The organism is Chitinophaga sp. (genome assembly GCF_017745275.1).
Classification (GTDB): domain Bacteria; phylum Bacteroidota; class Bacteroidia; order Chitinophagales; family Chitinophagaceae; genus Chitinophaga.
Window position 1 is genome coordinate 67377 of the sequence record NZ_JAGHZS010000013.1, and the last position, 14503, is coordinate 81879.

Annotated in this window: 12 protein-coding genes; 8 read left to right on the forward strand and 4 right to left on the reverse strand. The window is 45.5% G+C overall.

All coding sequences use genetic code 11. From position 1 onward, the window contains the following. The first annotated feature begins 38 nt into the window (after window positions 1-38). From J7623_RS30870 to J7623_RS30905, 8 genes are all read left to right on the forward strand, one after another. Window positions 39-785: a hypothetical protein gene (locus tag J7623_RS30870; protein WP_291928976.1), complete on the forward strand. Its 747-nt coding sequence runs from the start codon at window positions 39-41 to the stop codon at window positions 783-785. 27 nt (window positions 786-812) lie between these two features. Beyond that, entirely contained in the window at window positions 813-1664 is an 852-nt protein-coding gene (locus J7623_RS30875) for a fumarylacetoacetate hydrolase family protein (protein ID WP_291928978.1), read from the forward strand. Between the two features lie 5 nt (window positions 1665-1669). After that, window positions 1670-1999 (forward strand): L-rhamnose mutarotase, encoded by a 330-nt coding sequence (locus J7623_RS30880; protein ID WP_291928980.1) that lies wholly within the window; start codon window positions 1670-1672, stop codon window positions 1997-1999. 120 nt (window positions 2000-2119) lie between these two features. After that, complete coding sequence (locus J7623_RS30885; RefSeq protein WP_291928982.1) at window positions 2120-2947, forward strand: amidohydrolase family protein; 828 nt, start codon at window positions 2120-2122, stop codon at window positions 2945-2947. 20 nt (window positions 2948-2967) lie between these two features. After that, on the forward strand, window positions 2968-3750 hold the full coding sequence (locus tag J7623_RS30890) for an SDR family oxidoreductase (RefSeq protein WP_291928985.1): 783 nt from the start codon (window positions 2968-2970) through the stop codon (window positions 3748-3750). Window positions 3751-3810: 60 nt separating this feature from the next. Further along, a complete protein-coding gene (gene fucP / locus J7623_RS30895; protein ID WP_291928988.1) occupies window positions 3811-5115 on the forward strand; it encodes an L-fucose:H+ symporter permease in 1305 nt (434 codons plus the stop codon). Between the two features lie 70 nt (window positions 5116-5185). After that, a complete protein-coding gene (locus J7623_RS30900; RefSeq protein WP_291928990.1) occupies window positions 5186-5947 on the forward strand; it encodes an MbnP family protein in 762 nt (253 codons plus the stop codon). Further along, the gene (locus tag J7623_RS30905; RefSeq protein WP_291928993.1) at window positions 5940-6986 is read left to right on the forward strand and encodes a cytochrome c peroxidase; all 1047 of its coding nucleotides are present in this window, start codon (window positions 5940-5942) and stop codon (window positions 6984-6986) included. Before J7623_RS30900 ends, J7623_RS30905 begins: the two co-directional genes overlap by 8 nt. Window positions 6987-7093: 107 nt before the next feature. On the opposite strand, the gene J7623_RS30910 is transcribed toward J7623_RS30905, so the two are convergent. The 4 genes from J7623_RS30910 to J7623_RS30925 form a co-directional block, all read right to left on the reverse strand. Continuing rightward, window positions 7094-7672 carry a DNA-3-methyladenine glycosylase I gene (locus J7623_RS30910; protein WP_291928995.1) on the reverse strand — a complete coding sequence of 193 codons (579 nt, stop codon included), beginning with the start codon at window positions 7670-7672 and terminating at the stop codon, window positions 7094-7096. After that, the gene (locus tag J7623_RS30915; RefSeq protein WP_291928997.1) at window positions 7660-9861 is read right to left on the reverse strand and encodes a DUF4954 family protein; all 2202 of its coding nucleotides are present in this window, start codon (window positions 9859-9861) and stop codon (window positions 7660-7662) included. Before J7623_RS30915 ends, J7623_RS30910 begins: the two co-directional genes overlap by 13 nt. 126 nt (window positions 9862-9987) lie before the next feature. Continuing rightward, the gene (glmS, locus tag J7623_RS30920) at window positions 9988-11823 is read right to left on the reverse strand and encodes a glutamine--fructose-6-phosphate transaminase (isomerizing) (protein ID WP_291928998.1); all 1836 of its coding nucleotides are present in this window, start codon (window positions 11821-11823) and stop codon (window positions 9988-9990) included. A 266-nt stretch (window positions 11824-12089) separates the two neighbouring features. After that, on the reverse strand, window positions 12090-14459 hold the full coding sequence (locus tag J7623_RS30925; protein WP_291929000.1) for a prolyl oligopeptidase family serine peptidase: 2370 nt from the start codon (window positions 14457-14459) through the stop codon (window positions 12090-12092). Window positions 14460-14503 lie beyond the last annotated feature (44 nt).

Consider the following 14503-nt stretch of genomic DNA (forward strand, 5'->3'; position numbering starts at 1 on the left):
TCTTTCAAGATATTCATTCATTAATTTTTATTTACACCATGCAACAATTCCGAATAGGGCTGGCCATTGCAATAGCCGTATTATCTGCTTGTAACTCAGGAAATCAAAATGTAAATGGTACTACCGGCAAAGAGGAAGCCGCTGTACATCCGGCTACTCCGGCAGGTACCATAGACGTTACTATTACGGACCGCGACAAGGATACTTCACAGGTAACCATTAAGTTTAAAATAAACGGTCAGGAGAAAGAAAAGACCTTTGAACAAAGCCTGTTGAAAGATGCTGCAGATGCAGATCTGTTTAAGGTACTCTGGGATGCTCCCAATAGTGCGTATGTAGGCGTTATGAAAGCGAATCATCAGCCACGTTATTATCACGCTTCTATCAGTGATAAAAATGACCTGAAAATATTATGGTTTGCATCTCCCGACAAACGTATCTGGAGTTACATGGAAGATTCTATGGGACTGGGTAAAGTGGCTGCCAGCGGTGAAATGGTACAGCAATATAAAAAGAGCTTCCAGTCAGGAAAAATCCTGGCAGACTTTATTGCCAACATTAAACCAGGCGCTGCTGCGGACAATGTGGAACTGTATGTGGAATATGGTGGGTTTAATAAAAGCATGACCATTCCTGTTCCTAAAGGATCCAAAGCGGTGATTAAGCCAACAGCAGAACAGGATCACGTGTATTTCTCTTTTGTAACAGGCAATAAAGTGGAACCTGTGATAGACCTGCATGTAGAAAATGGAAGGCTCCAGGTAAAAGCATTGAAAGAACTATAGTAAGCATAACAATCAAAAAATATTGAAATGAAACTGATCAGGTTTGGTTTACCGGGAGAAGAAAAACCGGGTGTTGTAACAGATGCAGGCATGTTTGATGTAAGCGCATTTGGAGAAGATTTCGGCGAAAAATTCTTTGGTACCGATGGGCTCAACCGCCTGTCAACATGGTGGGCAGCACACGCTAAAGAATGCCCGCAGGTACCTGCCGGTACCCGTCTGGGACCACCACTGCAGCGTCCTTCCAAAATTATCTGCATTGGTTTGAACTATGCAGATCACGCGAAGGAAACCAATGCACCTATTCCGGTAGAACCTATTGTATTCTTCAAAAGTACTTCCGCACTGGTAGGTCCTAATGATGATGTAGTGATTCCACGTAACAGCCAGAAAACAGACTGGGAAGTGGAACTGGCAGTAGTGATTGGTAAGAAAACCAGCTACGTGGAAGAAAAGGATGCACTGGATTATGTGGCTGGTTACTGCCTGCACAACGATTACAGCGAAAGAGCCTTCCAGATCGAAAGAGGCGGACAATGGGTGAAAGGAAAGAGCTGCGATACGTTTGCTCCCCTGGGTCCATGGTTAGCTACCAAAGATGAAATCGCTGATGTAAATAATCTTCGTTTATGGCTCACCGTTAATGGCCAGAAAATGCAGGATGGTAACACGTCTAACTTCATCTTCAATGTACCATTTGTAGTGTCTTACCTGAGCCAGTTTATGACCCTGCTCCCGGGAGATGTGATTTCTACCGGTACACCGGCAGGCGTGGGGCTGGGTATGAATCCGCAGGTATTCGTGAAACCCGGCGATGTGATTGAATTAGGTATTGATGGCCTGGGTACTTCCAAACAAACAGCAGTAGCTTATAAATAAGGATTATGAAAAGATATTGTCTGGCATTAGACCTGGTAGATGACCCGCAGCTGATTAGTGAATATGAAGCCTATCACCGCAACGTATCCGCTGAAATTAAAAAGAGCATCACAGATGCCGGCATTACCGTGATGGATATTTATCGTGCAGGTAACCGGCTGTTTATGATTATGGAAGTAGACGATACCTTCTCTTTTGAGCGTAAAGATGCCATGGATGCCGCAAATCCGGCCGTAAAGGTATGGGAGCAGCTGATGTGGAAATACCAGCAGGCATTGCCGGTAGCGAAAGAAGGAGAGAAGTGGATTATTATGGATCAAATCTTTGCATTATAAGGTAATTACGAATTACGAATTACGAATTACGGAGTTGTGGGTAGGTTATAGCAAGTAATCTTCCCGTTCATCTTCGCTACAGGCTGTAATTCGTAATTTGTAATTCGTAATTTTTTTTACATGGTTATTGACGCACACCAACATTTCTGGCAATATGAGCCTGTCCGCGATGCCTGGATCGATGAGTCCATGCAGGTGATCCGCCGGGATTTTTTACCGGGAGATTTGACACCCGTGCTTGAACAAAATGGTGTTCATGGCTGCATTGCTGTACAGGCAGACCAGTCGCCGGATGAAACCGCCTTTTTATTATCGCTGGCAGACCAGCATGAGATCATTAAAGGAGTAGTGGGTTGGGTAGATCTTCGTGCTGATAATATTCATGAACAACTGCAACAATATACCGCATATCCAAAGTTGAAAGGATTCCGGCATATTGTACAGGGAGAAAAAGATAACCGGTTTATCCTGGGCGAACATTTTTGCCGTGGTGTGAAAGCACTGGCACAACATCAGTTCACCTATGATATTCTCGTATATCCGAAACAGTTACCTGCTGTAGAAGAATTTGTATTGCAGTTTCCGGAGCAGGCCCTGATCATTGATCACCTGGCCAAGCCCGATATCAAAGCCGGTGAACTCCAGGCATGGGCCGCACATATGCGCCGTATTGCACAGTCGCCGCACGTATACTGCAAGTTAAGCGGCCTTGTTACAGAAGCCGACTGGCAGCAGTGGGAGCCTTCACACTTCAAACCATTCCTGGAAGTGGCGCTGGAAGCCTTTGGAGCAAATCGTTTAGTATATGGCTCCGATTGGCCCGTATGCCTGGTGGCTGCGGAATACCACGAGGTAAAGGGAATCGTAACCGATTTTATCAGCACCTTATCAACAACAGAACAATATCAGATTATGGGAGGAAATGCGCTCTCATTCTATCATCTATAAAAAATAACATCATACTGACTATGGATTTAGGATTACAGGAGAAAGTGATTATCGTTACCGGCGGCGCTAAAGGCATCGGAGAAGCAATTTCCCGGCTGATCACCGCTGAAGGTGGCATTGCAGTAATTGCTGGCAGAAGCACGGCAGACAACGAAAAAACAGTGAATGAAATTATTGCTGCTGGTGGAAAAGCACTGGCTATTACTGCAGAACTGGGAAAAGTGGAAGATTGTAAGAAAGTGATCGCTGAAACTGTAGCTGCGTATGGTAAAATTGACGGCCTGGTAAATAATGCCGGCGCCAACGATGGCGTAGGACTCGAAAACGGTAGCCCGGAAAGGTTTATGGCCTCTCTCCAAAATAACCTGTCTCATTACTACAACCTCGCTCATTTTGCATTGCCTTACCTGAAAGCTACTAAAGGTAATATCGTGAACATTGGCTCTAAAGTAGCCAGCACCGGTCAAGGTAATACCAGCGGTTATGCTGCCTCCAAAGGTGCTATCAATGCACTGACCCGCGAGTGGGCCGTAGAAATGCTGCCTTATTCTATCCGTATCAACACCGTGATTCCTGCAGAAGTATGGACACCACTGTATGAAACATGGATCAACTCTTTACCGAATCCTGAGGAAAAACTGGCTTCTATTACCGCCAAAATTCCGTTGGAAAAAAGAATGACTACTTCAGAAGAAATTGCCAACGCAACCGTATTCCTGCTGTCACCACGTTCATCACATACAACCGGACAAATAGTATACGTAGATGGGGGTTACACTCATCTCGACAGATCCATCAGCTAAGCATTAGGAGCCGACACACGTTATCATTTTACATTCACCTGAAACATTAAATTCTTCGTTATGGCCGGAGGCGCAGTAAGTAACTCTACCTATACCAGCAATACTAATACCGGTGCAAAGCCGGGTAGTTACCTGTTCCCGTTTATTTTAGTAACCAGCTTGTTCTTTTTATGGGCGCTGATCCATAACCTGAGTCCGGTATTGATTCCGCATTTAAAAAAAGCATGTCAGTTAACAGATTTGCAATCCTCACTGATTGACTCCGCTGTATTTGCAGCCTACTTCCTGATGGCGTTGCCAGCGGGAGCTGTGATGCGCCGGTATGGTTATAAAGCAGGTATTATTTTCGGTTTATGCCTGTATGCAATAGGTGCTTTTTTATTTATTCCTGCGGCAAACAGCCGGGAGTATACGTTTTTTTTAGGTGCATTATTTGTAATTGCAAGTGGGCTGGCTTTCCTGGAAACGGCAGCCAATCCATATGTAACGATATTGGGAAACCCTGAAACAGCTACTACCAGGCTTAATCTTGCCCAGTCTTTTAATGGAGTAGGCGCGGTATTAGGGCCTGTATTAGGAGCTAAGTTTATTCTTTCCGGAACAGAACTGACCAAAGCGCAAATGGATGCGATGTCTCCGGTTCAGATGCAGGAATACCTGACAGCAGAAGCAGGAACGGTAAAAGTACCTTACATGATCATCGGTTTGGTGGTATTAGTGATCGCTTTACTTTTCGTGGTGACCAAAATGCCAGATGTGCAGGAAGTAGCCGACGAGTCGATAGATACTAACAAAAGTACAGGAAGTATTTTCAGGCATAAACACTTAATTGCTGCAGTTGCTACACAGTTTTTTTATGTGGGTGCACAGGTAGGAGTAAATGCGTTCTTTATACGTTTTGCAAAATACTCTGCCGGAATACCGGAAAGAGAAGCTGCTATTTTACTTGGCTGGGTTGCTGGTTTGGGCTTTATGATAGGTCGTTTCTTTGGAACCTTCCTGATGAGTAAAGTGAAACCGCAGATACTATTGACTATCTATGGATTGATCAATGTAGCGCTTATCCTGTTGGCTATGGTCACCAAAGGTTATGTAGCTATTGGGGCGGTATTGTTTGTTCCGTTCTTTATGTCTATCATGTTCCCGACTATCTTTTCACTGGGTTTACGCGGTTTAGGAAAGGATACTAAGTTTGGTTCTTCCCTGTTAATCATGTCTATTGTAGGTGGCGCTATTTGCCCTCCGTTGATGGGATTGATTTCTGATGCTTCGAATATTCAGATGGCATATGTGGTTCCATTAATCTGCTTCGCAGTAGTAGTATGGTTCGGCGCAAGAGGCTATAAGCTGGATGCAGCAGCCTAAGATATTATCATTGACTTCTTTTTAATACTTAATCCGCAAAATCATGTAACTTTCTTACAAAAGGAGTTCCATGGGTTTGCGGATTTTTATTTCCTATGCTTGCTGCTGCCTGCTGATAAACGCATTGTTGGCGCAGTCGCAGCAGCCTGCTGCTCCGGCAGTTGCTTCCCTGCAACTGTCTGTCACGCATGTGGTAGGAACGCAGCCACTGGTCCGGAAAACCGTCACTTATATCAACCCCTCCGGCGAGCCATTTACGATTACCCGTTTCCGTTATTTTCTCAGTAACTTCTCTTTGGAAAATGTTAATGGGGAAAGGGTGGTTTTGCCCGTTAGTTATTTTTTGGTAGATGATGGACTCGATATGTCTAAAATAATACGGTTAGACAGCGTGCCTGCCGGCCGTTATAAAAGCCTTCAGTTCCTGATCGGGGTAGACAGTATCCGCAATATGAGCGGCATACAATCCGGCGCGCTGGCCGTTGAATCCGGCATGTTCTGGACCTGGAACAGCGGGTATATTATGGCGCAGATAGAAGGGCATTCCCCTGTGATCAACACACCAATGCAGGAGTTTCTGTTTCATGCAGGTGGTTATAAATCAAAAGACCAGGTGTTGAAATATGTATCTTTGCCGTTCCCACAAACGCTGACCATTGCGGGAAACAAGCAACCCCGTGTACATCTCACCGCTGATGTGGAAAAGTGGTTTTTGCCTGATACCGTCAGTTTTAAAAATACGGTAGTGATCATGGCGCCGGGTGTAAAAGCCAGGCAGCTAGCAAATAATTACCAGCATATGTTCCAGATAACCGGCATTATCTATGAATAAAGGCATCTATATCATCATCATTTTCTGCGGATGGTTGCTACTGGTGCAGGCCGGAACAAAGAAGAAAGCTATCGGTGGCCCTGACCCTTATTTGCTGCAGTTGCCAGCCAATTTTCCTAAGCCGTTGTATGATTTTTCGCGTAATCCACTCACTAAACAAGGCGTAGCCCTGGGGCGGTTTATGTTTTATGATTATCGTCTTTCGAAAGATAGCACTGTTTCCTGTGGTTTTTGTCATCAGCAGTTTGCGGCTTTCGGTCATTTCGATCATGCGCTGGCGCATGGCGTAGCCGGGCAACAAGGCACCCGCTCCGTACCGGTATTGTTTAATATGATCTGGCAAAAAGCTTTCATGTGGGATGGAGGAGTGAATCACCTGGAAGTGCAGCCATTAACGCCACTGACAGATCGCAACGAAATGGCAATGGATTTGAAAGAGCTGCTGGAAAAAATGCAGGCTGATCGGGACTATCGCAGTAAATTCAAAGCAGCATTTGGTTCAGAGGAAATTACCAGTGAAAGAATGTTCAAGGCATTCACGCAGTTTATTGCTACCATGATATCTGCCGGTTCCCGGTATGATAGTGTGATGTTGAAGCTACCGGGTGCTGTTTTTACAGAAGAAGAGAAAGCGGGATATGCTATCTTCCAGGAGAAATGTGCCGGTTGTCATAAAGAACCGCTGTTTACGGATCTTACCTACCGCAGTAACGGGTTACCTTATCTCCCGGCATTAAACGATGTAGGCCGCATGAAAATCACTGGCAATACGGACGATAATCTTCGTTTTAAGGTACCTTCCCTGCGCAATATCCTGAAAAGCGCCCCATACATGCACGACGGGCGTTTCTTCGATATTTACCAGGTTTTTGACTTCTACGATCATGGTGTGCAAGCTACTGTTACTACTGATCCGCTGGTGAAGAAAGGGATTCCATTATCAGATAGGGAAAAGCGGCAATTGTATTTCTTTTTGAATACGCTGACGGACTACACGTTTATTAATAATCAGGGGTTAAGCGAAATACTGATTGATTAACAGTTAGGTTTTAGCAGTTAGCTTTTAGCTTTTAGTAAATGCAGCGAAGATTATCTTAGTTGGTCTTCGCTGCATTTACTAAAAGCTAACTGCTAAAAGCTAAATCACTATTTTTTCTTTTTCGTCTTTTTCCAGCATTCTTCCAAATGATCATCTACCATGCCTACTGCCTGCATATACGCATAACAAATAGTAGATCCGACAAACTTAAACCCACGCTTCAGTAAATCCTTACTCATCGCATCTGATATCGCGGTTTTAGCCGGTACGCCAGACATGCTTTTATAATGATTCACGACGGGTTGGTGGTTGACAAACGACCAGATATATTTATCGAAGCTGCCGAATTCTTTCTGTACTTCCAGGAAGGCTTTCGCATTGGAGATAACGGAATTTATTTTCAGGCGGTTGCGGATGATGCCTTCATTGGCCATCAGTTCTTCCACCTTTTTCTCATCATACTTCACAATTTTTTTCACATTCCATTTATCAAATGCTTTGCGGTAGTTTTCTCTTTTGGTGAGCACGGTATACCAGCTCAGTCCGGCCTGAGCGCCTTCCAGGCAAAGCATTTCAAAGAGATGCTGGTCGTCATGGTTAGGGACGCCCCATTCTTCATCGTGGTAGTCCTGGTACAGTTTATCTTTGGTAGACCAGGCACATCTTGTTTTTTCTACAGTTCCCATTCTCGTATAATTTGGTTAACCTTTGATTTATAGGTCTCAAGATCGGAAATTGTTTGGTTAATGAAGCTATTATCTTCCAGGCTGCCTATTACGGCATTCATTTCTTTTTCGCTTTCATAGGTCATCTGGCGGAAAGGATTTTTGTAGTCTTTTTCCCTGGAACGTTTTATTTGCCCGGTGATCCACTCCATAGTGGCGATAGAATCCTGCATCCATTGCGCCAGGTTTGCAGTGGTCATACTTTTAAGGGGGACTTCCTTGATTTCCAGCAAGCAGGCAACGGCGTGCTGCAGTTTCTCTGCAGCATATTCATTGCCTATTTCCTCGTAAGCTGTATGCAGTTGTGGCCAGCCACTGATTTTATTCTTTTTGATTTTAGTTTTAAGGGTTGCCACTGTTTCTGCTTTCATGAGCTGTCCGCCTATGTTAAGCCAGTCGCTGCGTTTAGCTGTACTAACGGCTGCCTGTAAAGCCAGGAAGGATGGTTTGTTGGCGGCCAGGATATTTTTGATGCCGTATAATACAATCATTTCGCGGAACAGGGGATATGCACGATGTACTTTCAGCAGTTCCACTTCCCGGGAGCTGTTTTCCATCCCTTTGGTGAGGATGGTCAGCTTAGCCACTTCTTCTAAATTATTTGTTAATAATTCTTTTCCCTTTTTACGTATATCCTTTTCCGTTAGTTCCTTTTTTGGCGTGTTTTCCGGCAATGCATACCAGGCTTTCCCGGTGGTAGTTTCCATGATAGCCAATGCCTGGAACATTTCCTCCACGGAGTCGGGCGCCAGGTAATCGTATTCTATCTGTTGAATTTTTTCAGTGCGTTTATCACGATCCACATACTTCCACGAGTTTCTGGCGATGGCATACATATTATAAAGGAACCAGTAGCCAGGCATTACTTTCAGGCGGTTTTCATGCTCATCATTCACTACCAAACTGAATGGAATGGAGATGTGTAGTTCCGACATGTAATTGCCTTTGGAAATAAGGGTGAAGCAGGCAAAGCGGGAATTATGTTTGAGGCTTACACAAAGCCCCGGCCAGAATCCCCTGCCGGCAATGATTTCACCATCAGCACCGCGGGAGTTGTGATTAGAGCCAATGGTAGCACCGGCAGCCATATTACTTTGGCCCATGATCAGTGCGGCGCAAAGGAAAGAGTTGTTATGATGCTGCTCATGTGCGGGGAAGATCAGTGAATTCAACACTTCGCAGCAGGAAATAGTGGCGTTGTTGCCCAGGTAGGAGTTGATCAGCCGGGCGCCATACTTCAACTGTGAGTGGGAAGCCATCACAAAGCGAACGGCCTTTACGCCATAGAAAACGCGGCAGCCGTAGCCCACCACACCGTTCACCAGTTCACAGCCTTCCCCGATTTGCGACGACGCTTCGCTGCTACTGTTGATGGTCAGGTTTTTCAGCTTATTGGCGCCTTTGAGATAGGCATCGGTACCAATAGTAACGTCTTTGATCATTTTACAATTCTTGATCACAGTGCGGTCGCCTACCATACCATAGTAGCCTCGTCTTTTATCGAATTGTTTTTCCGTGAATAATTTAAACTGTTGCTGCAGTTGAACATCGTCGCGGTAGCGGGTCCACAGGTAAGCATCTCCGGGCAGCATACCATCAAATGGCATCACACTTCTGCCGCCATTTTCGTTACACAGTTCCATCCATATACGGCCGCTTTCATTTTCACCTTCTTTCAAAATACCATTCCCGAATTTGGCATAATCTGTTGTAGCCATTTCATTTACATTGGCTACAATCACTTCATTACCGAGTATATAGTGAGAAAGGTAGTTAACATTATGTACAACTACATTGTCGCCGAAATCGCAGGCACAGATAGTACTGTTGTACAAACCTACCGGCATGCGGAGGTTGTGGAATTCGAGATAGTAGGGTTCCAGTTTACCGATACGCACCATCCCAAAAAAGTGGCAGTGCTGTACCAGTTGTGGATTGAATTCATTGGAAACAAAAATAATATTCCAGTCGTCGGAAGTGTTGTCATTACGAACCAGCGCTTCTACTTCATATGCGGTTAATTTCCTGTACTGATCTTGTCTGCTCCATTGTTCATTGCGGAGATAATATTCGTCTTTGCCTTTCGGTAACGTGGTTTCAATGAAATGATACCCCAGTTCGGAGAGGGGTCTTTTTTGGATATTATTCATGAGGATGGTCTTTGGAGCTTTTAGCCATTAGCTTTTAGCTATTAGTAAATGCAGTGAAGGCCAACATATCATCCTCTTCGCTGCATTTACTAATAGCTAAAAGCTAATGGCTAAAAGCTGTTTTAACTATTCTACTGTAACAGATTTTGCCAGGTTCCTGGGTTTATCAACATCCAGCCCTTTTAACACGCCGATATGGTAGGCGAGCAGTTGTAAAGGAATGACAGATACGATAGGAGCTACCAGTTCATCTGCCGCAGGCACAAAAATAACGTCATCCGCCATAGGAGGAATGGTGTGGTCGCCTTCTGTTACTACTGCTATTACCTTGCCTTTACGGGCTTTAATTTCCTGTATGTTCGACACTACTTTTTCGTAGTAGCTGTCTTTAGTAGCTACGATTACAACGGGTAAATGTTCATCTACCAGTGCAATGGGGCCATGTTTCATTTCCGCTGCCGGATATCCTTCTGCGTGGATATAAGAAATCTCTTTCAGCTTCAATGCGCCTTCCAGGGCTACGGGGAAGTTATATCCACGGCCCAGGTAAAGGAAATCGCGTGCGTCTTTATATTTGGCGGCCACCTGTTTAATCTGGTCATCCAGTTTGAGGGCGGTCGCTACTTTTTCGGGAATTTGTTCCAGTTCGTCCAGCAGGTGCTGAAAACGTTGCGGGGTAATGGTGCCTTTGTCTGCTGCCAGTTTCAGCCCCACGAGACAAAGTACCGCCAACTGGGCGGTAAACGCTTTGGTGCTGGCCACGCCAATTTCAGGGCCGGCATGTGTGTAAGCACCGGCATGCGACAAACGTGCAATAGAAGAACCTACCACGTTACAAACGCCCAGGATGATAGCGCCTTTTTCTTTTGCGCTCTCAATAGCAACAAGGGTATCGGCCGTTTCACCGGATTGTGATACCGCAATGATAACGTCACCGGGACCTACCACCGGGTTGCGATAGCGGAACTCAGAAGCGTATTCTACTTCCACCGGTATGCGGCATAATTCTTCAATCATGTATTCAGCCACCAGTCCGGCATGCCAGGAAGTACCACAAGCCACCACAATAATACGTTTGGCATTGCTCAGTACTTCAGCATATTCCCGCATACCACCCATGGTCAGCGTGCCTTTTTTGGCGTCCAGGCGGCCACGTAAACTATCGAAGATGGTTTGTGGCTGCTCAAATATTTCTTTCAGCATGAAATGATCATACCCGCCTTTTTCAATCGCTGCCAGTTCGATGTCCAGCTTTTGAATGTATGGGGTTTGTCTTTCATTGGAAATATTTTTCAGGATCAGTTCATCTGCTTTGATGATGGCGATCTCGTAGTCGTTTACATACACTACTTCTTTGGTGTATTCCACAATGGGAGAAGCATCAGAGGCGAGGAAGTGTTCTCCTTTGCCCACGCCTATTACCAGCGGGCTGCCTTTACGCGCGGCAATGAGAGTATCCGGATTATCTTCATCTATCAGTACAATCACATACGCACCTACTACGCGCTTTAACGCGATACGCAGGGCCTCTTCCAGGGAACACTCATTCTGTTTTTTAATTTCTTCGATGAAGTGTAACAACACTTCTGTGTCGGTATCACTCTGGAAAACATGGCCCTCTTTTATGAGTTCCTGTTTTAGTTGTACGTAGTTTTCGATAATACCGTTGTGGATCATGGCCAGTTTGCCATCACCGGATAAGTGGGGGTGGGCATTACGATCGCAGGGTTCTCCATGGGTAGCCCAGCGGGTATGACCAATGGCGATATGACTACGCATATCCTTGCCTGCCACAAATTCTTCCAGGGCAGCCACTTTATCTTTTCTTTTGTATACCTGCAGCCCATTATTAATAAGGGCTACGCCCGCGCTGTCATAGCCGCGGTATTCCAGTCTTTTGAGGCCTTTCAATACGACCGGGTAGGCTTCTCTCTGCCCGATGTAAGCTACTATTCCACACATAAGGTTTTTGGATTTGTACTAAGGTTTATCATTGCAATATCGCATTAATTGTTAAAATCACATCAGGAAATGTGAATATTGTTTAAGTTAAGATATGGTCAGCATAGCATTCTACATACATTCAATGTAAAATGAAAAAGGGAACACAGGAAACGATTCCGGTAAAGATTAAGATAACTTAATATTCACCGGCATCATTCACTGTGTTCCCTTTTCTATTTCTTTTATCGCGCGTCTACTAAATAAAAAAAATTAAAAATGCTCCATTATTTCAAGAGCGTACTCTCGAATAACAAAAGTATTCTTTTATATTCATCTGTCCAGCTGCCAGGCGTAATAAATCCGTGATCTTCTACCGGATACACTGCCAGCTCCCAGTTGTTTTTCCCCAGTTCAATCAAACGTTGTGATAAACGTACAATGTCCTGGAAGTGTACATTGGTATCTACCATACCGTGGCACATCAGCAATTTGCCTTTGAGTCCATCTGCAAAGTAGATGGGCGATGAACGACGATAGGCGATGCTGTCTGTAAATGGTTCATTCAGTATATTGCTGGTATAACCATGGTTATAATGTGCCCAGTCGGTTACGGAGCGCAAAGCTGCTCCTGCAGCAAATACGCCGGGTTTGGTAAACATGGCCATCAGGGTCATGAAGCCACCATAACTACCACCGTAGATACCGATGCGTTGCGCGTCCACGTGCAATTTCTCTGCCAGATATTTTGCACCATCTACTTCATCATCCAGGTCTTTGCCTCCCATATAGCGATAAATACCGGTCCGCCAGTTACGGCCATAGCCTGCACTGCCGCGGTAATCCATGTCTAATACCGTATATCCTTTATCCGTGAGTAGATTGTGAAACATATATTCACGGAAATAGCTGCTCCACCATTTGTGGGCATTTTGCAGGTAGCCTGCGCCGTGCACAAAGATTACGGCAGCACCGTTACGCTTCGCGGGATCAGGCGTATACAGGCGTGCATACACTGGTTGCTGGTCGCGGGCCATGAAGGTAATCACCTGCGGATCGCGCCAGTTGTAAGTTTTGAACTCGTCCGATTGTGCCAGTTGCGTTACCTGAACGGCTTTCGAACCAGGGGTATTCGGCTGCAGGTACAGCTCCCAGGGCTTGTTGGAGTAAGAGTAACGGAAAGCAATCCACTTTCCATCAGGTGATATACTTACCTCATTGGCGCCCGGAAGGGTAGTAATCCTCTCTGCCTTGCCACCGTTAATGCCTATACGATAAAATTGTTTTTCTCCGGGATGTACTTCATTGGTACTGATATAAAAATATTTTTTATCAGGAGATAACTGCGCCTCCTGTACTTCATAATTACCGCTGGTGAGCTGGGTAACGGCGCCGGTGCTTACATTGCTGGTATACAGATGCGAATAGCCGCTGGCTTCCGACTGGAACCAGCAGGTATTTTCATCTATCCAGCCAATATTGCCGCCGCCTTCCGTCCAGCCGATGCCGGGGCCCGCTACCCAGGCCTCGTCACGTTGACGGTTCACTGTTTTTAAAGTACCCGTAGCAGCATCCAGTAGTACTATCCAGCGATCTTTATTATCGAGTGCGCGGATATCGAGGATGGCATGGGTGCCCCGGTCCGACCAGTAGGGACCATTTATTACTACGCTTCTGACTTGTGGACTGTCTTTCCGCGTATAGTCTTTCACGTAATCCGGCTGGTCTTTGATCCCCGGCAACGTGGCTGTATTAATGGACAACACCGTATCTGCCTGCCGGTCGTAGATGTAGCTTTCATAGCTACCCTGCGGTGTGCCTACCTTTTCGCGGGCAGGGATATCGGTAGTATAGCCGGAAGCGGTCACAAATGCGGGCACCGTAGTACCGGGCGCATCTGCGGGGGCGGTGAAAAGGTGATAGGTAATGAAACGGCCATCCGGGCTGATTTGCAGGTTGCTTAGTTGTTTCCCCTGCAGGTACAGGGGGCGTAACGTTTTATGTTCGTGAGCCGTGTTAAACGCTGTTGCCGCATCTTTTTTAGCTTTTTTATCCCGGATCACTTCCATCAGTTCCAGTTGCTGTGCTTTCAGGAATTGTTGTTCCGCGTTACCGGTTTGTTTTTCGTCTTTTTCTGCCGGTTTATGGCCGTTATTAAAGCTGGTTAGTTGACTAATCAGCCCGGACGCCCGATCCCAGGCATACAGGTCCCGGTTCTGCTGAAACACTACCTGTTTGCCGCCGAAGCTGAATACAGGGTTGAGGGAAGTGGCCGTTGTTTGCGTGATGCGGGTGATCTTGCCGGTTTTTATCTCCAGTAAATAAATATCCCCTTCATAGCTATAAGTCAGTAAGGTTTTATCCGTGTTATACGTACCGGTTGCCTGGGCATTGATCAGGGCCCGGTCGGCAGCTGCTGTTTTGCGGGGTGTATTGTTTTTAATGCCCGTATAGTACAGCGAGTCCGCCAGGTTTTTATCGGGATTCCAACTGAAATAAACGGTTTGGTTATCTGCGCCCCAGAAAACATTATCTGGAGAAGTTCCTATCCATTTTGGATCGCGCATGATCTTTTCTACAGTGAGCGGGCTTGCCTGTTGGGCATAGATGCGGTTGGCTGATAAAAAAATAATGGCGGGTAATACCCATTTTCTCATAGCGGTTCATTAATTTGTTGGGGAATAAATGTAACGGTTTAATC

Bases quoted from the DNA above. Each gene is read 5' to 3' on its own strand.
- J7623_RS30900 (WP_291928990.1), top strand. From the start codon at position 5,186: ATGGGTTTGCGGATTTTTATTTCCTATGCTTGCTGCTGCCTGCTGATA.
- J7623_RS30880 (WP_291928980.1), top strand. From the start codon at position 1,670: ATGAAAAGATATTGTCTGGCATTAGACCTGGTAGATGACCCGCAGCTG.
- J7623_RS30875 (WP_291928978.1), top strand. From the start codon at position 813: ATGAAACTGATCAGGTTTGGTTTACCGGGAGAAGAAAAACCGGGTGTT.
- J7623_RS30925 (WP_291929000.1), bottom strand. From the start codon at position 14,459: ATGAGAAAATGGGTATTACCCGCCATTATTTTTTTATCAGCCAACCGC.
- J7623_RS30885 (WP_291928982.1), top strand. From the start codon at position 2,120: ATGGTTATTGACGCACACCAACATTTCTGGCAATATGAGCCTGTCCGC.
- J7623_RS30905 (WP_291928993.1), top strand. From the start codon at position 5,940: ATGAATAAAGGCATCTATATCATCATCATTTTCTGCGGATGGTTGCTA.
- J7623_RS30890 (WP_291928985.1), top strand. From the start codon at position 2,968: ATGGATTTAGGATTACAGGAGAAAGTGATTATCGTTACCGGCGGCGCT.
- J7623_RS30910 (WP_291928995.1), bottom strand. From the start codon at position 7,672: ATGGGAACTGTAGAAAAAACAAGATGTGCCTGGTCTACCAAAGATAAA.
- J7623_RS30870 (WP_291928976.1), top strand. From the start codon at position 39: ATGCAACAATTCCGAATAGGGCTGGCCATTGCAATAGCCGTATTATCT.
- J7623_RS30915 (WP_291928997.1), bottom strand. From the start codon at position 9,861: ATGAATAATATCCAAAAAAGACCCCTCTCCGAACTGGGGTATCATTTC.
- glmS (WP_291928998.1), bottom strand. From the start codon at position 11,823: ATGTGTGGAATAGTAGCTTACATCGGGCAGAGAGAAGCCTACCCGGTC.
- fucP (WP_291928988.1), top strand. From the start codon at position 3,811: ATGGCCGGAGGCGCAGTAAGTAACTCTACCTATACCAGCAATACTAAT.